Annotated in this window: 15 protein-coding genes; 12 read left to right on the top strand and 3 right to left on the bottom strand. The window is 65.0% G+C overall.

Going from position 1 to position 15,723, the window contains the following annotated elements; genetic code table 11:
- Together QUV11_RS13930 and QUV11_RS13935 are read right to left on the bottom strand one after the other, a co-directional pair.
- Positions 1–190, bottom strand: a 190-nt coding sequence (locus QUV11_RS13930) for a hypothetical protein (RefSeq protein ID WP_300883497.1), incomplete at its 3' end; no start/stop codon positions are given.
- A 1,084-nt stretch (positions 191–1,274) separates the two neighbouring features.
- Positions 1,275–2,174, bottom strand: a complete 900-nt coding sequence (locus QUV11_RS13935) for a DUF1838 family protein (RefSeq protein WP_300883498.1) — start codon at positions 2,172–2,174, stop codon at positions 1,275–1,277.
- Positions 2,175–2,283: 109 nt separating this feature from the next.
- On the opposite strand from QUV11_RS13935, the gene QUV11_RS13940 reads away from it, so the two are divergent.
- From QUV11_RS13940 to QUV11_RS13960, 5 genes are all read left to right on the top strand, one after another.
- On the top strand, positions 2,284–3,123 hold the full coding sequence (locus tag QUV11_RS13940; protein WP_300883499.1) for a CoA ester lyase: 840 nt from the start codon (positions 2,284–2,286) through the stop codon (positions 3,121–3,123).
- Positions 3,116–3,625 (top strand): MaoC family dehydratase, encoded by a 510-nt coding sequence (locus QUV11_RS13945; protein ID WP_300883500.1) that lies wholly within the window; start codon positions 3,116–3,118, stop codon positions 3,623–3,625. Before QUV11_RS13940 ends, QUV11_RS13945 begins: the two co-directional genes overlap by 8 nt.
- A 77-nt stretch (positions 3,626–3,702) precedes the next feature.
- A complete protein-coding gene (locus QUV11_RS13950; protein WP_300883501.1) occupies positions 3,703–4,881 on the top strand; it encodes an acyl-CoA dehydrogenase family protein in 1,179 nt (392 codons plus the stop codon).
- Positions 4,882–4,895: 14 nt separating this feature from the next.
- Positions 4,896–6,098: a CaiB/BaiF CoA-transferase family protein gene (locus tag QUV11_RS13955; RefSeq protein ID WP_300883502.1), complete on the top strand. Its 1,203-nt coding sequence runs from the start codon at positions 4,896–4,898 to the stop codon at positions 6,096–6,098.
- Between the two features lie 3 nt (positions 6,099–6,101).
- On the top strand, positions 6,102–7,190 hold the full coding sequence (locus QUV11_RS13960; RefSeq protein WP_300883503.1) for a CaiB/BaiF CoA-transferase family protein: 1,089 nt from the start codon (positions 6,102–6,104) through the stop codon (positions 7,188–7,190).
- Between the two features lie 170 nt (positions 7,191–7,360).
- On the opposite strand, the gene QUV11_RS13965 is transcribed toward QUV11_RS13960, so the two are convergent.
- Complete coding sequence (locus QUV11_RS13965; protein WP_300883504.1) at positions 7,361–8,176, bottom strand: GntR family transcriptional regulator; 816 nt, start codon at positions 8,174–8,176, stop codon at positions 7,361–7,363.
- Between the two features lie 41 nt (positions 8,177–8,217).
- On the opposite strand from QUV11_RS13965, the gene QUV11_RS13970 reads away from it, so the two are divergent.
- From QUV11_RS13970 to QUV11_RS14000, 7 genes are all read left to right on the top strand, one after another.
- The gene (locus tag QUV11_RS13970; RefSeq protein WP_300883505.1) at positions 8,218–9,471 is read left to right on the top strand and encodes an MmgE/PrpD family protein; all 1,254 of its coding nucleotides are present in this window, start codon (positions 8,218–8,220) and stop codon (positions 9,469–9,471) included.
- Positions 9,468–10,844, top strand: a complete 1,377-nt coding sequence (locus QUV11_RS13975; RefSeq protein WP_300883506.1) for an MmgE/PrpD family protein — start codon at positions 9,468–9,470, stop codon at positions 10,842–10,844. The genes QUV11_RS13970 and QUV11_RS13975 overlap by 4 nt, the downstream gene beginning before the upstream one ends.
- Entirely contained in the window at positions 10,841–12,220 is a 1,380-nt protein-coding gene (locus QUV11_RS13980) for a phenylacetate--CoA ligase family protein (RefSeq protein WP_300883507.1), read from the top strand. Before QUV11_RS13975 ends, QUV11_RS13980 begins: the two co-directional genes overlap by 4 nt.
- A 160-nt stretch (positions 12,221–12,380) precedes the next feature.
- Positions 12,381–13,550, top strand: coding sequence for an amidase (locus QUV11_RS13985; RefSeq protein WP_300883508.1), 1,170 nt, complete (start codon positions 12,381–12,383; stop codon positions 13,548–13,550).
- Complete coding sequence (locus QUV11_RS13990) at positions 13,547–13,852, top strand: REDY-like protein HapK (protein ID WP_300883509.1); 306 nt, start codon at positions 13,547–13,549, stop codon at positions 13,850–13,852. Before QUV11_RS13985 ends, QUV11_RS13990 begins: the two co-directional genes overlap by 4 nt.
- Positions 13,852–14,649 carry an SDR family NAD(P)-dependent oxidoreductase gene (locus tag QUV11_RS13995; RefSeq protein WP_300883510.1) on the top strand — a complete coding sequence of 266 codons (798 nt, stop codon included), beginning with the start codon at positions 13,852–13,854 and terminating at the stop codon, positions 14,647–14,649. The genes QUV11_RS13990 and QUV11_RS13995 overlap by 1 nt, the downstream gene beginning before the upstream one ends.
- Positions 14,650–14,798: 149 nt before the next feature.
- On the top strand, positions 14,799–15,665 hold the full coding sequence (locus tag QUV11_RS14000) for a polysaccharide deacetylase family protein (protein ID WP_300883511.1): 867 nt from the start codon (positions 14,799–14,801) through the stop codon (positions 15,663–15,665).
- Positions 15,666–15,723 lie beyond the last annotated feature (58 nt).

Genomic DNA, 15,723 nt, shown 5'->3' on the forward strand with positions numbered 1-15,723 from the left:
TCAGACCCCTCGCACCATCGTCAGCCCAAAAATAACGCGTTCTTCGAGGTGTCCAGTTTTCTGAGAAAAACGCATTCAATATCCCCTTCAAAATGGCTTTAAATTTCGAGCCATAATCCTTTTGGATCATCTCAGGACTGTAGCTCGTCCTCGAGATCACATTCCGGCTGGCGTTCTGCCATACGGACATCGGAAATTCGCGATCGGGGCGTCCATGAAGCGTGAAAAAATGCTTAACGACACTTCGTGTGTTGCATTATCTCGCGATAATCACCAGTTAGTACAAATGGTTGCAGCTTTGCAGTCGCATGATAAACGATATCAGCGCACTGATTCACGGATTTTACAAATGGTGGGTAGTGTAAATGAGGTTCTCGCTGAGCTTAATTGGTACGTTCAAGCTATGTGATCCTGATGGAACTCGCATTCCCATAAGAAGTAAGCGATCAATAGCCTTGTTGGGTATACTAGCGATCTCGAACGACTATGAGCGCTCGCGCGTATGGCTGCAGGAAAAGCTGTGGGGTTCCCGCGAAAACTTCCACAGTCAAGGTAGCCTCAGGCGTGAACTTTCGAATCTGAGAAAAATCACTCGATACCGAAACATGGAATTGATTGCGGCGGACACGCGAAATGTATGGCTCGTTAACGAACATGTTCACGTGATGATCGACTCTCGTCCCGATATGGGACCGGCAATACGGCCCGAGTTCCTCGAAGGTATTGATATCCCAGGCGAAGAAGCATTCGAGGACTGGCTCAGGGACATGCGCAGCCTAATAAACAGCCAAAGCACTCTTTCTGATCTTGTGCACACGCAATTGGGTAGGGCGGCACGCCTTTAAATAGTATCGGCAGCTTTGCGTTTTGCTGCGCATGGCCTCAACCTCAGCCAACACCGCAAGGATCCAGCGGCCGATCGCCCCCTGCTGTAGCATGAGATTACAACCGTCATAGACCCGGACCAGCCACCAATGCTGGCTGCGCAAACCGCGACAAGTCCGCGTCACAGGACATCAATCCCGGCTTGCTGGAAGCGGTTTGCACACATGCCCCGCTGAATGCGCGACGCCCATCAGCAGCCCAGCCAAAACCCTTCGATCGACAGGCCCAAAGAGGCGCGACGATACCCTTGGGCACCATGGAGACCCAGCCAGCCATTTTGCAGCACCCATGCGATCGATCGGACGGTGGCTGGCGCAATTCCAACTCGAAAGATCGATGTCGCTTGCGCAGGCCAAAAGCACGCAAATGGCGGGCCGGGTGCTTGACCGTCAGTCGGCCTTCTGGCCGCCCTTCGTTCGCTGGGCGTCGATCTTTTTCTTGAACACCGTCCAGGTCGTTTCGTTGGGGCGGGTGTCGTCGACCGGGGGGGCGGCGGTGTAATCGGGGTAGTTGGTGGCGATCTCGGTCTTCATCACGTCCGGAAGTTCATCGAAGCTGTTGAGCTTTACCCCCATCGCATTGAATACCATCTGGCCCTGGCGGCCCTCCATCATCATCCACGGCATCCAGTCGGAGATGCGCACCCAGGCAACCGTCGGGTTGACCGAGGCCACCTTGGTGTCGAGCGCGGATGCGGGCATCGAGAAATCGAAGATCTCCATCGCGTGGTACTTGTTGCCGACATAGTCCTGATAATCGCCCGCCAGCGGATTCACGTAATAGAGCGGCGCCTCGAATCCCATCAGCAGCATGTCGCCCATCCGGGTCAGCGCGATCGAATAGGGCTTGCCGTCCGCTCCCTTGGGGAAGCTGGGCCGAGAGTTCACCGGGTCGTTGGCGATGTGCATCACCTCGACCGTCTTGCCGGTATAGGGGTTTTCCCAGCTGCGCAGCACCTCGCCGGTCTTGGGGTCGAGATACAAGGTAATCTCGCGGCTGACCATGCGATAACCGGTGCCGCGCTCGGCATCGGTCACCGTCACGCACTGGCGGATGTTCATGCCTTCCATGTTGAACAGATGCTTGTCGGGCTCGCCCTGGCGGCGGCTGAAAATTTTACCGGCCCAGCGATACACCGCAGGCACGTTGTCCTTTACGCCGCACTGCGTGCGCTTCATGATCTCCAGGGCATCCTCGGGTTTTGCGGGGTCGAGCGTCCGCGCGAGCACTGGTGTGGCAAGGGTAGTGGCGGCGAGCAGGCCTGCCAAGATGAGTGTGCCGATACGCATAATGTCCGAGTCCCTCCATGATTGTTGCCATTTGTTCTTGACTTTAGATTTGTCCGGACAAATTGTGAAGGGGTAAATCAACGTCGGGAAAGGGGTCTCGGGAAAATTCATGTTCGCTGCAAACAGCATCCTGTTCGTGCCGGGCTCGCGCCCGGAGCGCATCGCCAAGGCGCTGGGAAGCGCCGCCGATTGTGTGTGTATCGATCTTGAGGACGCGGTCGCACCGGCCGACAAGGACTCCGCGCGTGCGCATGTATTGTCCGAGCTGCCCGGCCTCGACCGCGCCCGCGTCGCAGTGCGGATCAACGGCACAATGACGCGCGCCGGGATCAAGGACATGATCGCGCTCGCCGAATCGGACCACGCTCCCGCCTTGATCCTGGTGCCGATGGTCGAGCATGAAAGCGAGATCGTGCAGCTTGGCCGCGTGCTTGGCGATGCCGCACGGCTGGTGCCGCTGGTCGAGACTGTCGCCGGAATGCGGCGCGCGCATATCATCGCGGCCCAGCCCGGCGTGGCCGCGATGATGTTCGGCGGCGGCGATTTTTCCGCGCAGCTGGGCGTCGATCTCGCCTTCGATCCGCTGCTGGTGGCGCGCGGGCAGTTCATCATGGCATGCGCGGACGCAGGCGTCCCCGCGATCGATGTGCCCTATGTGCGGCTCGACGATGCCGAAGGCCTGGCAGTCGAGTGCCGCAAGGTCCGCGCCCTGGGCTTTTCCGCCAAGGCCGCGATCCACCCGGCCCAGGTCGATGCGATCAACGCCGCCTTCGGTGCGGACGAAGCCGCGATCGCCGAAGCGCGCGAGGCCATCGCTGCCTATGAAGCGGCCGGCGGCATGGCGATCCGCCACAACGGGAAAATGCTCGAGGCCCCCATCGTGGCGCGGATGCGCGCGATGCTGGCCAGGGACATGACGGCTAGCGAAAGGAAGAATGCACATGCGTAACGGGGCAATCGAGGTTTCACAGGGGCGCTATCGCGAAACCTTCGGACGCGCGTTCGAGGATTTTGTCGTCGGCCATATCTATGAACACCGGCCCGGCCGCACGATCACCGATGCCGACAATGTGTGGTTCACGCTGCTGACGATGAACACCCATCCGGCGCATTTCGACTATGAATATGCCAAGAAGACCGAGTTCGGAAAACCGCTCGTCTGTTCGCCGCTGACCGTCGCCTTGATGGTCGGGATGAGCGTCTCGGATGTCAGCCAGAAGGCGGTCGCGAACCTGGGCTGGGACAATATCCGCCTGACGAACCCTCTGTTTCCCGGCGACACGCTGTATGCCGAAAGCGAGGTACTCGACAAGCGCGAGTCCTCCTCGCGTCCCGAACAGGGCATCGTCACGGTCAAGACGATCGGCAAGAACCAGCATGGCGATGTGGTCTGCACGTTCAGCCGGACGATGCTGATCTGGAAGCGCGGGTTTGGTCCTTCGGACGACTGAGCAGCCGGGGCCAGGACAAGATCACCCTCGCTGCCATATGGTTGGCGGCGAGCAGAATGAACGACGGAGCATGAAAGATGGCAAGCCTGCCAAAAGAAGAGCAGCGCACGATCGACGCCGACGAGGAAGCAGCGTTTCTCGACGCGATCGACCGGTGGATCGCGCGCGAGGTCAAGCCGGTGGTGATGCACCACGATCACGGCGATATCTGGCCCGAGGAACTGGTCGGCCAGATGGCGGAGATGGGCCTGTTCGGCGCCACCATCGGCCAGGAGTATGGCGGCCTGGGCCTGCCTGCGACCACATACGCCAAGATCGTCGCGCGCATTTCGTCGCACTGGATGGCGATCACCGGCATCTTCAACTCGCACCTGATCATGGCCTGTGCGGTCGAGCGTTTCGGCACGCCGGCGCAAAAGGCCAAATGGCTGCCCAAATTCGCCAGCGGCGAGATCCGCGGCGGTCTTGCGCTGACCGAGCCCAATGCGGGCACCGATCTGCAGGCGATCCGCACCACTGCGGTCCGCGACGGCGATGATTACGTCATCAACGGCACCAAGACGTGGATCTCGAATGCGATAAAGGGCAGCTGCTTTGCGCTGCTGGTCAAGACCGACCCCAAGGCGGACCCGCGCTACAAGGGGATGAGTCTGTTCATCGCGCCCAAACAGGACGGTTTCACCGTCGGCAAGAAGTTCGACAAATTGGGCTACAAGGCGATCGACAGCGCCGAACTGATGTTCGACAACTACCGCCTGCCAGCAGAAAACCTGATCGGCGGCGTCGAGGGCGAGGGCTTTTTCCAGGCCACCGGCGGCCTCGAGCTTGGCCGCATCAACGTTGCTGCACGCGGCGTCGGGCTGGCCGATGGCTCGCTCAGGCTCGCCACCGAATATGCGCAGCTGCGCCAGACCATGGGCAGACCTATCGCCGACCATCAGGCGATCCAGCTCAAGATTGGCGAAATGGTGACCCGCGCGCGCGCCGCCCGGCTGCTGACGCTGGATGCGGCCGAAGCCTATGACCGCGGCGAACGCTGCGACATGGAAGCGGGGATGGCGAAATATTTCGCCTCCGAGGCCGCCGTGCGCAACTCCGAAGAGGCGATGCGGATCCATGGCGGCTATGCCTATTCCAAGGAATACGAGATCGAGCGTTACTATCGCGACGCCCTGCTGATGTGCATCGGCGAGGGCACCAACGAGATGCAGCGCATGATCATTTCCAAACAATGGGTGAAGCGGAACCCGGTGTGAGCGAGGTCCCTGCCATGAGGCTGCCGCTCACCGGCTATCGCGTGCTGTCCGCCGAGCAATATGGTGCGGGGCCCTATGGCACGATGTTTCTGGCGCAGATGGGCGCAGAGGTCATCAAGATCGAGCCGCCCAACAAGCCGGGGCAGCCCGGCGGGGACACCGCGCGCGCGGTGGGACCGCATTTCCTGCGCGAGAATGAAAGCCTGTATTTCCAGACCTTCAACCTCAACAAGAAATCGCTGACGTTAGACCTACAGAGCGAGCGTGGCCGCGAGATCCTGCGCGCGCTGGCGGCGACCTCGCACGCGATGGTCAACAATCTGCGCGGCGATCTGCCAGCACGGCTGGGGCTGGATTATGCGTCACTGTCCGACATCAACCCGGGAATCGTCTGCGCGCACCTGTCGGCGTATGGCCGCGACAACCCGCGCGCCAAATGGCCGGGCTATGACTATCTGATGCAGGCCGAGGCGGGTTTCCTGTCGCTGACCGGAGAGCCCGATGGGCCGCCGGTGCGCTTTGGCCTGTCGATCGTCGACTTCATGACCGGTACGCAGATGACCGTGGGCCTGCTTGCAGCGATGCTCGATGCACAGCGCTCGGGCACCGGTTGTGACATCGATGTCGACCTGCTCTCGACCGCCGCGCACCAGATGAGCTATCCCGCCGTCTGGTATCTCAACGAGGCCGATGTCACCCCGCGCGCGCCGCGCTCGGCGCATCCGTCGGTCACGCCATCCCAGATGTTCCGCTCGGCCGATGGCTGGATGTTCGTGATGGCGCAGTTGCCCAAGTTCTGGGCGATCCTGGTCGATGCCATTGGCCGCAGCGAACTCAAGGACGATCCGCGCTTCCGCAAGCCCGCCGACCGGCTCGCCAACCGCGATACGCTGACGCAGGTGCTCGATGCGGTGTTCGGCACGCAGCCGACCCAGCACTGGGTGGACCTGCTCTCGGGCAAGGTGCCAGTGGCGCCGGTGCACGACCTGGCCAGCGCGATGGACAATCCCTTCCTCGCCGAGACGGGGATGATGCAGCAGGTCGAGCATCCCGACCGAGGCTCGCTGCGCGTGCTCGCCAGCCCGATCCGGGTCGACGGCCAGCGCCTGCCCGCACGCGCCGGGCCGCTGCTGGGCGCCGACAATGACGATGTGCTCGCCGGCATTGGCCTGTCGGCGGATGACATCGCCACACTCAAACGCGACGGCATCGTCTGACTCATGGGCAAGCTTTCCGGCATCACCGTGATCGACCTGTCGCAGTTCCTGCCGGGCCCGATGCTGACCGTGATGATGGCCGACCAGGGCGCCGATGTGATCAAGATCGAGCCACCGGCGGGAGACCCCGCACGCGCAATGGCGCCGTTCGAGCAAGGCCAGTCGGTGTGGTTCCGCAACCTCAACCGCGGTAAGCGTACGCAGGTGCTCGACCTCAAGAGCGATGCGGGCCGCGCGCGGCTGACCGAGCTGATCCGGACCGCCGATGTGTTCGTCGAAGGCTTCCGTCCCGGCGTGATGCAACGCCTGGGGTTCGATTATGCCTCGGCGAGCGCGCTCAACCCCAGGATCGTCTATTGCTCGGTCTCCGCCTTCGGTCAGTCAGGGCCCCTGGCGCACCACCCCGCGCACGACCTTGCGGTGCAGGCGCTGTCGGGGTTTCTTGCGGTGAACGACGGACCCGATGGCACGCCCGTTGTCCCCGGCGTGCCGTCTGCCGACATGGCCGCGGGGCTGACGGGGCTATCGGCGGTGCTGATGGCGCTGATCGGACGCCAGCGCACCGGCAAGGGCGATTATGTCGACATCGCGATGTTCGACAGCCTGCTGCCGTGGTGCGCGCATATCGCCGGAAGCGCGATCGCAGGCGGCGAAGCGCCGCGATCCGCGACCCAGCGCTCCTTGGGCGGCGCGGGATTCTACCAGGTCTATGCGACCAGTGACGGTCGCCACATTGCGCTGGGCGGGCGCGAAATAAAGTTTGTACGCACCCTGCTCACCGCTCTGGACCGCGAAGATCTCATCGCGCTGGGCGAGGCCGATGCAGGCCCGGCCCAAGCCCCGCTGATCGCGTTCCTGCGCGAAACCTTCGCGACGCGCACCCGCGACGAATGGGTGGCGTGGTTCGAGGACAAGGATGTCGCGTTTTCGCCGGTACTCGACTTTGCCGAGGCATTGGCGAGCAAGCATGTGCGGGCGACAGGGCTGCTGGTCCAAGCGGACGGCGCGCACCACATCGCCCCTGCCATCCGCTTTGCCGGCGAGAGCGAATGGCAGCCGGCGGATGCTCCGGGGCTGGGAGCGGACGGGTGAGTGATGGCGCGCTCCAGATCCTCCCCCACCGGGGGAGGGGGACCGCCCGCGCAGCGGGTGGTGGAGGGGCAGCGTCCTGGCGCTATTTACGATCCGGTTCGCAATCCCGCTTCCCCTCCACCAGCCTGTGGCTGGTCCCCCTCCCCGTTCCGGGGAGGATTAAGGCGGGCTCATCCCTCGACGTCGATATGCATCGAATAGGCGAAGCGGTCGCCCGGGTGGTGGCTGACCGACATTTCGAACATCCGCCCGTCCTGGTCGTGATAGCAGCGCAGGATGCGCAGGCACGCAGCGCGGCGCGGGATATCGAGCGCGGTGGCAACCTCGGCGCTGGCCGAAACCGCCTGGATGTCCTGCGTCACGCGCGACATGGAAAGCCCTGCGGCGTTGCTGATGAACTGGAACAGCGTGTTGCTGCCGGGGTTGATCGTCTGGTCGGCGGCATCGGGCGCGGGCAGGATTTCGGCCACCGCACGCTCGAGTTCGCCGATGACATAGGCCTCGGTCAGCGCGATCGGCTGGCCGTCGGAGACCTGGCGACGCACACCGCGAAAGCGGAACCATTTGCCGCTGGTCGGCATCGCCACCTGCACCGCGATCGACTTGGGCAGCGATTGCAGGCCCAGATGGTCGTAGGCGATACGGGTATCGCGCGCGTATTGCAGGATTTCGCCGACGTTCGACAGCGGCTGGTGCAGCGCGCCGCCGCGCGCGGCCGCCGGTTGCACCACGGTGCCCGAACCGCGCCTGCGCGCGATCAGGCCTTCGTTCTGCAGACGGCGCAGGGCTTCGCGCACCGTGAAGCGGCTGACGCCATATTCCGCGCACAACACGCTTTCGGTCGGGAAACCGCTGCTTCCGGCGAGCTTGCCCGAGAGGATCAGCGCGCGCAGTTCATCGGCGAGCTGCTGATAGCGGGGCTTGTCGCCCGCTTTGTCAGGCGCTTTTTCCATGAGGGTATCGGGCGCCTCGGCGGGGCTGTTCAACGCGTGCTCCTGCTCCAGTGTCGGACCCGGGGATACGGCACATGACCGCCGCGAGCCTCACCCAGCGGCTTAGCGCACAATTGGCCCGTTCGCCAAATGAAAGCGATCGTGCGCGCGCCAGGCTGCACCTGCTCGACTGGCTGGCCTGTATCGCAGGCGCGCGGCAGTCACCGGTCGCCGCCGTCGCGCGGAGGGCCGAACCCGATATCCTCACCCGCGCCGCGCTGCTCGGCAATGTGCTCGAAATGGACGATGTCCACCGCGCCGCCTTGCTCCATCCCGGCCCGGTAATCTGGCCCGCGGCGCTGTCGGCGGCGCGCGAGGAAAAGTGCGCGATGGACGTGGCGCTCGATGGCGCGGTGCGCGGCTATGAGGCGATGATCGCGATTGGCGCGACCTTCGATGCGCACCATTATGCGCATTTCCACCCGACCTCGACCGCGGGCGGCTTTGGCGGCGCGGCGGCGGCGGCCTCGATCTTTGCATTGGATGAGGCGGCGACAGGCTGGGCGCTGGGCAATGCCGCCTCGGTTGCGGGCGGGCTATGGCGGATGCGCCACGAGGATGTGATGACCAAGGCGATGCATGCCGCGCGCGCCGCGCTCGAAGGGCTGTGGCTGGCACGGCTGGCCCGGCAGGGATTTACCGGGCCGGTAGAAGCGCTCGAGGGCAAACAGGGGCTGTACGCCGCGATGGTCGAGCACCCCCGGCCGATGGAGCTGGGCCCGGACTGGCTGATCCATGCGGTGAGCTTCAAGCCCTGGGCCGCGTGCCGCCATGCGCATGCCGCGATCGATTGTGCTCTGGAGCTGCGGGCGAAAGGCGCGCTGGTGCTGCCGGTCACGGTCGAAACCTATGCCGATGCGGTGACGTTCTGCGACCGGCCACACCCGGTAACCGAGCTCGACGCCAAGTTCTCGATCCAGCACGCAGTCGCCGTCATCGCCGATGGGCGCAAGGCGGGGCCCGAGGACTTCACGCCCGAGGCGATGGCTGCGCTGGCGGACAGCAGGGCGCAGGTGACGGTGCGCGAATCGGCGGAGTTTACCCAGGCCTATCCCCAGCATTTCGGCGCGCGGGTGATTTCCGCCTTGACCGGCGCACAGGTGACGCTCGCCGACACGCGCGGCGACCCCGAGCGCCCGGCAAGCGCCGCGATGCTGCGCGCCAAGCTCGACAGCCTGGTGCGCTGGGGTAGCCTCAAGCTGGTTGAAGCCGACCGCGCGCAGGAAATTGCGCTGCATGGGCAAGAGGTTGGCCCGCTGCTGGCGCTGCTCGAGGACTGGCTGGCATGAGCGCGACCGGCGATCTGCTCGCGTTCGTGCGCGCCGACCATAAGCTGCCGGTCGAAGTGCGCGATGCCGCGCTGCATCTGCTGGGGGACACACTCGCGGTGGGCGCGGCGGGGAGCACCGCGCCCGGCGCCGACGGGGTGCTAAAGGCCGCGCGCGGCTGGGGTGCAGGCGAAGACGCCCGGTTGCTTGGCTCCGCCGAGCGCCTGCCCGCTGCTTCGGCTGCGTTCGTCAACGGTTTCCGGATCCACTGCCTCGAATGGGACGCGGTGCACGAGCCCGCGGTGGTGCACGCGCTGTCGGTAGTAACCGCGGCTTTGGGGGCGAGCATCGACCGGATGGGCGGGTGCGATCGCGACGACGCGCTGGAGGCGCTCGCCATCGGTGTCGATATCGCCGCAGGGCTGGGGATTGCCGCGACCAGCCCGCTCACCTTCTTCCGCCCCGCCACCGCAGGCTGTATCGGCGCGGCGCTGGCCGTCGCGCGGATCGAAGGCGTCGAGCCGCTCGAGGATGTCCTCGGCCTCGCCTATTCCTCGCTGGCAGGCACGATGCAGGCGCATGTCGAAGGGTCGATCGCGCTGCCCTTGCAGATCGCCAATGCCGCGCGCGCGGCGATCGCGGCGGTCGATCTGGTCAAAGCGGGGCTCACCGGGCCACACGATGCGCTCGAGGGGCCGTTCGGCTATTTCGCGCTGTTCGACCAGGGCGACCTTGCCGCCTATACCCGCGATCTCGGCCGCATCTGGCGCATCGCCGGGATCAGCGTGAAGCCCTATCCTTCGGGCCGCGCCAGCCATGCGGTGCTCGGCACGCTCGCCGAGCTGGCGCTCGATCCCGCTTCGGTCGACGCCATCGAGGCGCACGTCCCGCCGCTGATCGCGCGGCTCGTCGGGCGCCCGGTGACCGACGCGATGACGCCCGCTTATGCGCGGCTGTGCCTGCCGATGCTCGCCGCGCTGATGCTCACCGATGGCCGTATCGACCCGCGGCGGTTTTCGGCCGAAACGCTGGCGGATCCGGCACTGCAGGCGCTGGCGGACAAGCTCGTCATCACCGTGGATGGCAATCCCGATTTCAACGCTCTGTTTCCGCAACGTCTGATCGTCCGCCTGAGCGATGGCAGCGTGATCGAACGCGCGATCCCGCACACGCTGGGCAGTCCCGACGCGCCTTTGTCGCCCGACGCCACCGCCGCCAAGCGCGCGCTTGCCCGCGAATTGGCGGGCAATGTGCCCGATCCGCGGCTGTTTGGCGAACCGCTTGTCTATTTCACAAACCCCACCCGTTTGTCCCGAGCGAAGTCGAGGGACGTACGCGCACGTCCCTCGACTTCGCTCGGGACAAACGGAATAGGAGGCGATCCCCTTCCATGACCTTCCCCAGCTATTTCGAAGCCTTTGATGCCAAGCAGATGCTCGCCGACTATCCGGTCGGCGATGCGTTCACGCAGCGTTATACCGGGATGAGCCGTGACGAGCTCTTCGCGATCCAGGACAGGCAGTTCCGCCGCCTGATGCAGCGCGGCTGGCAGATCCCGTTCTATCAGAGGCTGTGGGGCAATGCGGGCGTCGAACCGGGCGATATCAATGGCCTCGCCGATATCACCAAACTCCCGGTGTACGACAAATCGGATCTGATGGCCTCGATCGCCGACCACCCGCCGTTCGGCGATTTCGCCGGGATCGACCGGAGCGATCCCGGCCGCGCGCCGTCGATCTTCCACACCACCTCGGGCACCACGGGCCGCCCGCAGGCGCTGCTGTTCGGGCCCAAGGGGCGCGAGATCACCAATCTGCTGGTCGGACGCATGTACCGCTGGCAGGGGCTCGAGCCGTCGGACGTCATCCAGTCGGTCTATGGCCATGGCATGATCAACGGCGGGCACTACATCCGCGAGGCCGTCACGCATTTTACCAACTCGCTGTTCCTCTCGGCCGGCACCGGGATCGAGACGCGCTCGCTCCAACAGGTGGGTCTGATGGCCGATTTCGGGGTCACCGTGCTGGTCGGCTTCGTCGACTATATCCGCAAGCTCGCCGACACTGCCGCAGCTGAAAAATTGCTCGACCAGATCACCATCCGCATGATCTGCGGGCACCTGGGCACCGAGGACCGCGCCTCGGTGGAAGCCGCCTGGGGCGGGGCCAAGGCGTTCGACTGGTATGGCGTCGGCGACACCGGATCGATCGCGGGCGAAGGGCCCGAGCGCAATGGCCTGTATGTCTGGGAAGACGCACAGTATCTCGAACTGCTCGACATCGACACCGGCCAGCCGGTCGCGCCCGGCGAGACCGGCGACATGGTGGTGACCTGCCTGTTCAAGGACGATGTCGCGCCGTGCATTCGCTTCAACACCCACGACATCACGCACGAACTGACCGGGACCAACGCCACCGGCATGGCGTTCAAGCGCATCGCGGGATTCAAGGGGCGCAGCGACAACATGGTCAAACTGCGCGGCATCAACGTCTTCCCGCACGCCATCGGCGCGCTGATCGAGAACCGCGCCGATCTCACCGGCGAATTCGTCTGCCGGCTGGTGCGCGACCCCGCCAGCCAGCGCGACGACATGACGGTGACTCTCGAAAGCCGCGGCGGCACCGACAAGGGCGCGCTTGGCGAACTGCTGCGCCGGGGACTGGGGGTCGAGGTCAGCATCGACCTCGTCGCTCCGGGCGGCACCGCAGCGCTCACCCAGATCGAGGTGCGGCAAAAGCCGATCCGGCTGATCGACGAGCGGGGGGTATGAGAAAAGCGACAGCCTCAAATCCTCCCCGGCACGGGGAGGGGGACCGTTCGCGAAGCGAACGGTGGAGGGGCAGCGTGCGCATAGAATACCTGAGGGAAGCGCAATCCCGCTTCCCCTCCACCGCTTCGCGGTCCCCCTCCCCGTCCCGGGGAGGATTGGCGTGACCCTCGACCCCTTCAACGCGTTCGTCGAACATGCACCCGATGCGCCGGCACGCACCGGCCCGCTCGCCGGCATAACCATCGGCGTGAAGGCCAACATCGCCGTCGCAAGCCTGCACTGGACCGCGGGCATGGCGCTGTTCCGCGACCGGATCGCCGAGCGCGACGCCGAGGTCGTTGCCCGGCTGCGCGCTGCAGGCGCAAGCATCACCGGCATGCTCAACATGGAAGAGGCCGCGCTCGGCGCCAAGACCGACAACCCGTGGTTCGGCCCGACGCACAATCCGCACCGGATGGGCCACACCCCCGGCGGGTCGTCGGGCGGCAGCGGGGCAGCGGTGGCCGCAGGGCTGTGCGATGCCGCGCTGGGCACCGACACCATGGGATCGGTCCGCATCCCGGCAGCCTATTGCGGGGTCTATGGCTTCAAGCCTGCGCAAGGCCGCGTCAGTCAGGACGGGCTGGAACTCGCCGAACCTTCGCTCGATGCGATCGGGCCGATCGCGCGCTCGCTCGACCTGCTCGAACGGGTCGCACGCGTGATCTCGAACGTGGGTGACGACGACACGGCGGGCGGATACGCCACGCTGGCGGGCCTTGGCGGCGTCGCGTGCGATGCTGCTGTGCTGCACGGCTACGGCGCGGCGCGGTCGGCGATGGGCGAGAGCACCGAGATCACCCTGCCCCACCCGCTGTCGCGCATCCGTTTTGCCGGGTTCATCAAGACCGTGCGGTTCATGGCCGGGCATTTTTCCGATGCCGACCCCGTCTTGCTGTCCGATCACCTCAGGCGGCTGATCGCTTATGGCCCGCGCAGGTCGGAGGCCGACTGGGCGGAAGATTGCAAGGTGCTCGACGAGACCGCCGAGGCGCTGCACCACGCGCTTGCGCGGCACGGCACATTGCTGCTGCCCACCGCGCCGCAGACCGCCTTTGCGCACACGGACACCATTCCTGCCAACCAGGCCGATTTTACCTGCCTCGCCAACATCGCTGGGCTGCCCGCGCTCGGCCTGCCAGCAGGGTTCAGCGCCGATGGCCTGCCGGTGGGAGTCCAGTTGCTTGGCCTGCCCGGCCAGGAGTCCGCGCTGTTCGCCCGCGCGCGCGCACTGGATGCTGCGCTCGCCGCCTATCGCCCGCCCTCTCTAGCCAAGGAGCCCGTTCCATGAAGATCATCGTGCTGTTCAACCTGAAGCCCGGCGTATCGGTGTCCGATTACGAGCAATGGGCGCGGACCCGCGACATTCCCGGCGTCAACGCGCTCGCCTCGGTCAGCAGCTTCACCGTCCACCGCGCGACCGGCCTGTTCGGATCGGACGCGGCGTCGCCCTACGAATATGTCGAGATCATCGACATCAGCGCGATGGACCCGTTCGTCGCCGACATCAGCACGCCCGAGTTCCAGGCGATGGCCGCCCCCTTCCAGGATTATGCCGACAACCCGCAGTTCATCCTGACCGAGGACCTGTGATGCGCCGCTTCGAAGGCAGGACGATCGTCGTCACCGGGTCGGGCAAGCACAAGGGGCTGGGCCAGGCGATCCTGCAGCGCTTTGCCGATGAAGGTGCGAACTGCGTGCTGTCCGACCTCGTCATCGATGCGGAGGCGCAGGAGGTCGCAGACGAGCTGCGCGGACGCGGCGCGAAGGTCGAGGCGATCGCCTGCAACGTCGCCAGGGTCGACGAGTGCCGCGCGCTGGTCGATGGTGCGGTCAAGGCGTTCGGATCGGTCGATATCTTCGTCAACAACGCCGGGATCGGCTTCATGATGAAGCCCTTGCTCGATGTCGATCCGGCGGACTGGGACCAGGTGCTCGCCGTCAACCTGTCGGGCGCTTTCTATTGCACCCAGGCGGCGGCGCGGGCGATGATCGCCGGAGCACGCGGCGGGCGGATCATCAACATCGCCAGCCAGGCCGCCAAGACCGGATTTCCGCATCTGCCCGCCTATGTCAGCTCCAAGCACGGCATGGTCGGGCTGACCCGGGCGAGCGCGGTGGAACTGGGCGCGCACGCTATCACCGTCAATGCCGTCTGCCCCAACCATGTCACCACCGGGCTCGGCGCGCAGCAGAACGAATATTTCTCGAAGCTGCTCGGCTTTGCCAGCGTCGAGGCGTATCTTGCCAACATGAAGGCGAAGAACCCGATGGGCCGCCCGGGGCTGGCCAGCGACACCGCATCCGCCTGCGCCTGGCTGGCGAGCGAGGATGCGGTCTACGTGACCGGCGAGGCGCTCAACGTGAGCGGCGGCGAGGAGATGCATTAAAGCCCTCTCCCCTTCAGGGGAGAGGGTTGGGAGAGGGGCATATCCCGCAGTGTTGAACAAAAAGGGCCGGGTGAGACAGCCCCCTCTCCCCGGCCGCTGACCGAGGCACGTGACTCGGTCTGCCCCTTGAAGGGGAGAGGGAGATTTGAATGATCGAAGAACGCATCGACTGGCCGAACGGCGCGAAGATGGCGCTGAGCGTCGTCGTCAATGTCGAGGAAGGCAGCGAGATGACCATCGCACGCGGCGACCGGGGGATGGAACCGGTCGATGAGCTGGGCGTGCATGTCAAATCGGCCATCCGCAACTATGGTAACGAGAGCAACTATCTCTACGGCATCAAGGCCGGCGCGCCGCGCGTGGTCAAGCTGCTCAAGCGCTACGACATCATGGCAAGCTGGACGGTGGCAGCGATGGCGCTGGAGAACCATCCCGAGATCGCCGAGGCCATTGTCGAATTGGGCCACGAGCCGGTCAGCCATGGCTGGCGCTGGGTGCACCAGTTCAAGATGGACGAGGCCGCCGAGCGCGACTTCATTCAGAAGGCGGTGAGCTCGATCGAGAAGACGACCGGCACGCGGCCCTATGGCTGGCTGTCGCGCTATCTGCACACCGATGCCACCCGCCGCCTACTGAGCGAGGCCGGATTCGAGTACCATATGGACGATTACTCGGGCGATATTCCCTACTGGGACCGCGACACCGTTCCGGGCAAGCCGATGGTGATCATGCCCTATCAGCTCGACACCAACGACATGAAGATGTGGACCGATCCGGCGATGACCCCGAACCAGTGGCTCGATTACGCGGTGCGCTGCTTCGATCAGGTCTATTCGGAAGGGCAGGAAGGCAACCCCAAGATGATGTCGCTGGGCCTCCACCTGCGCATCATCGGCCGGCCGGGACGGATCTGGGCGCTCGAGGAATTCTTCCGCCATGTCCGCAGCAAGCAAGACGTCTGGGTGACCACCCGCCGCGCGATCGCCAGCCACTTCGCCGATACGGTGCCGGCATGATGGGGGTGGCGATCTTCAAATCCTCCCCCGGCTTGCTGGGGGAGGGGGACCGCCCGCG

The organism is Blastomonas sp. (genome assembly GCF_030373265.1).
In the GTDB taxonomy this organism is placed as follows: Bacteria; Pseudomonadota; Alphaproteobacteria; order Sphingomonadales; family Sphingomonadaceae; genus Blastomonas.

Excerpts from the sequence above, each read along its gene's own strand:
- QUV11_RS13935 (WP_300883498.1), bottom strand. The coding sequence starts at position 2,174 with ATGCGTATCGGCACACTCATCTTGGCAGGCCTGCTCGCCGCCACTACC.
- QUV11_RS13940 (WP_300883499.1), top strand. The coding sequence starts at position 2,284 with ATGTTCGCTGCAAACAGCATCCTGTTCGTGCCGGGCTCGCGCCCGGAG.
- QUV11_RS13945 (WP_300883500.1), top strand. The coding sequence starts at position 3,116 with ATGCGTAACGGGGCAATCGAGGTTTCACAGGGGCGCTATCGCGAAACC.
- QUV11_RS13950 (WP_300883501.1), top strand. The coding sequence starts at position 3,703 with ATGGCAAGCCTGCCAAAAGAAGAGCAGCGCACGATCGACGCCGACGAG.
- QUV11_RS13955 (WP_300883502.1), top strand. The coding sequence starts at position 4,896 with ATGAGGCTGCCGCTCACCGGCTATCGCGTGCTGTCCGCCGAGCAATAT.
- QUV11_RS13960 (WP_300883503.1), top strand. The coding sequence starts at position 6,102 with ATGGGCAAGCTTTCCGGCATCACCGTGATCGACCTGTCGCAGTTCCTG.
- QUV11_RS13970 (WP_300883505.1), top strand. The coding sequence starts at position 8,218 with ATGACCGCCGCGAGCCTCACCCAGCGGCTTAGCGCACAATTGGCCCGT.
- QUV11_RS13975 (WP_300883506.1), top strand. The coding sequence starts at position 9,468 with ATGAGCGCGACCGGCGATCTGCTCGCGTTCGTGCGCGCCGACCATAAG.
- QUV11_RS13980 (WP_300883507.1), top strand. The coding sequence starts at position 10,841 with ATGACCTTCCCCAGCTATTTCGAAGCCTTTGATGCCAAGCAGATGCTC.
- QUV11_RS13990 (WP_300883509.1), top strand. The coding sequence starts at position 13,547 with ATGAAGATCATCGTGCTGTTCAACCTGAAGCCCGGCGTATCGGTGTCC.
- QUV11_RS13995 (WP_300883510.1), top strand. The coding sequence starts at position 13,852 with ATGCGCCGCTTCGAAGGCAGGACGATCGTCGTCACCGGGTCGGGCAAG.
- QUV11_RS14000 (WP_300883511.1), top strand. The coding sequence starts at position 14,799 with ATGATCGAAGAACGCATCGACTGGCCGAACGGCGCGAAGATGGCGCTG.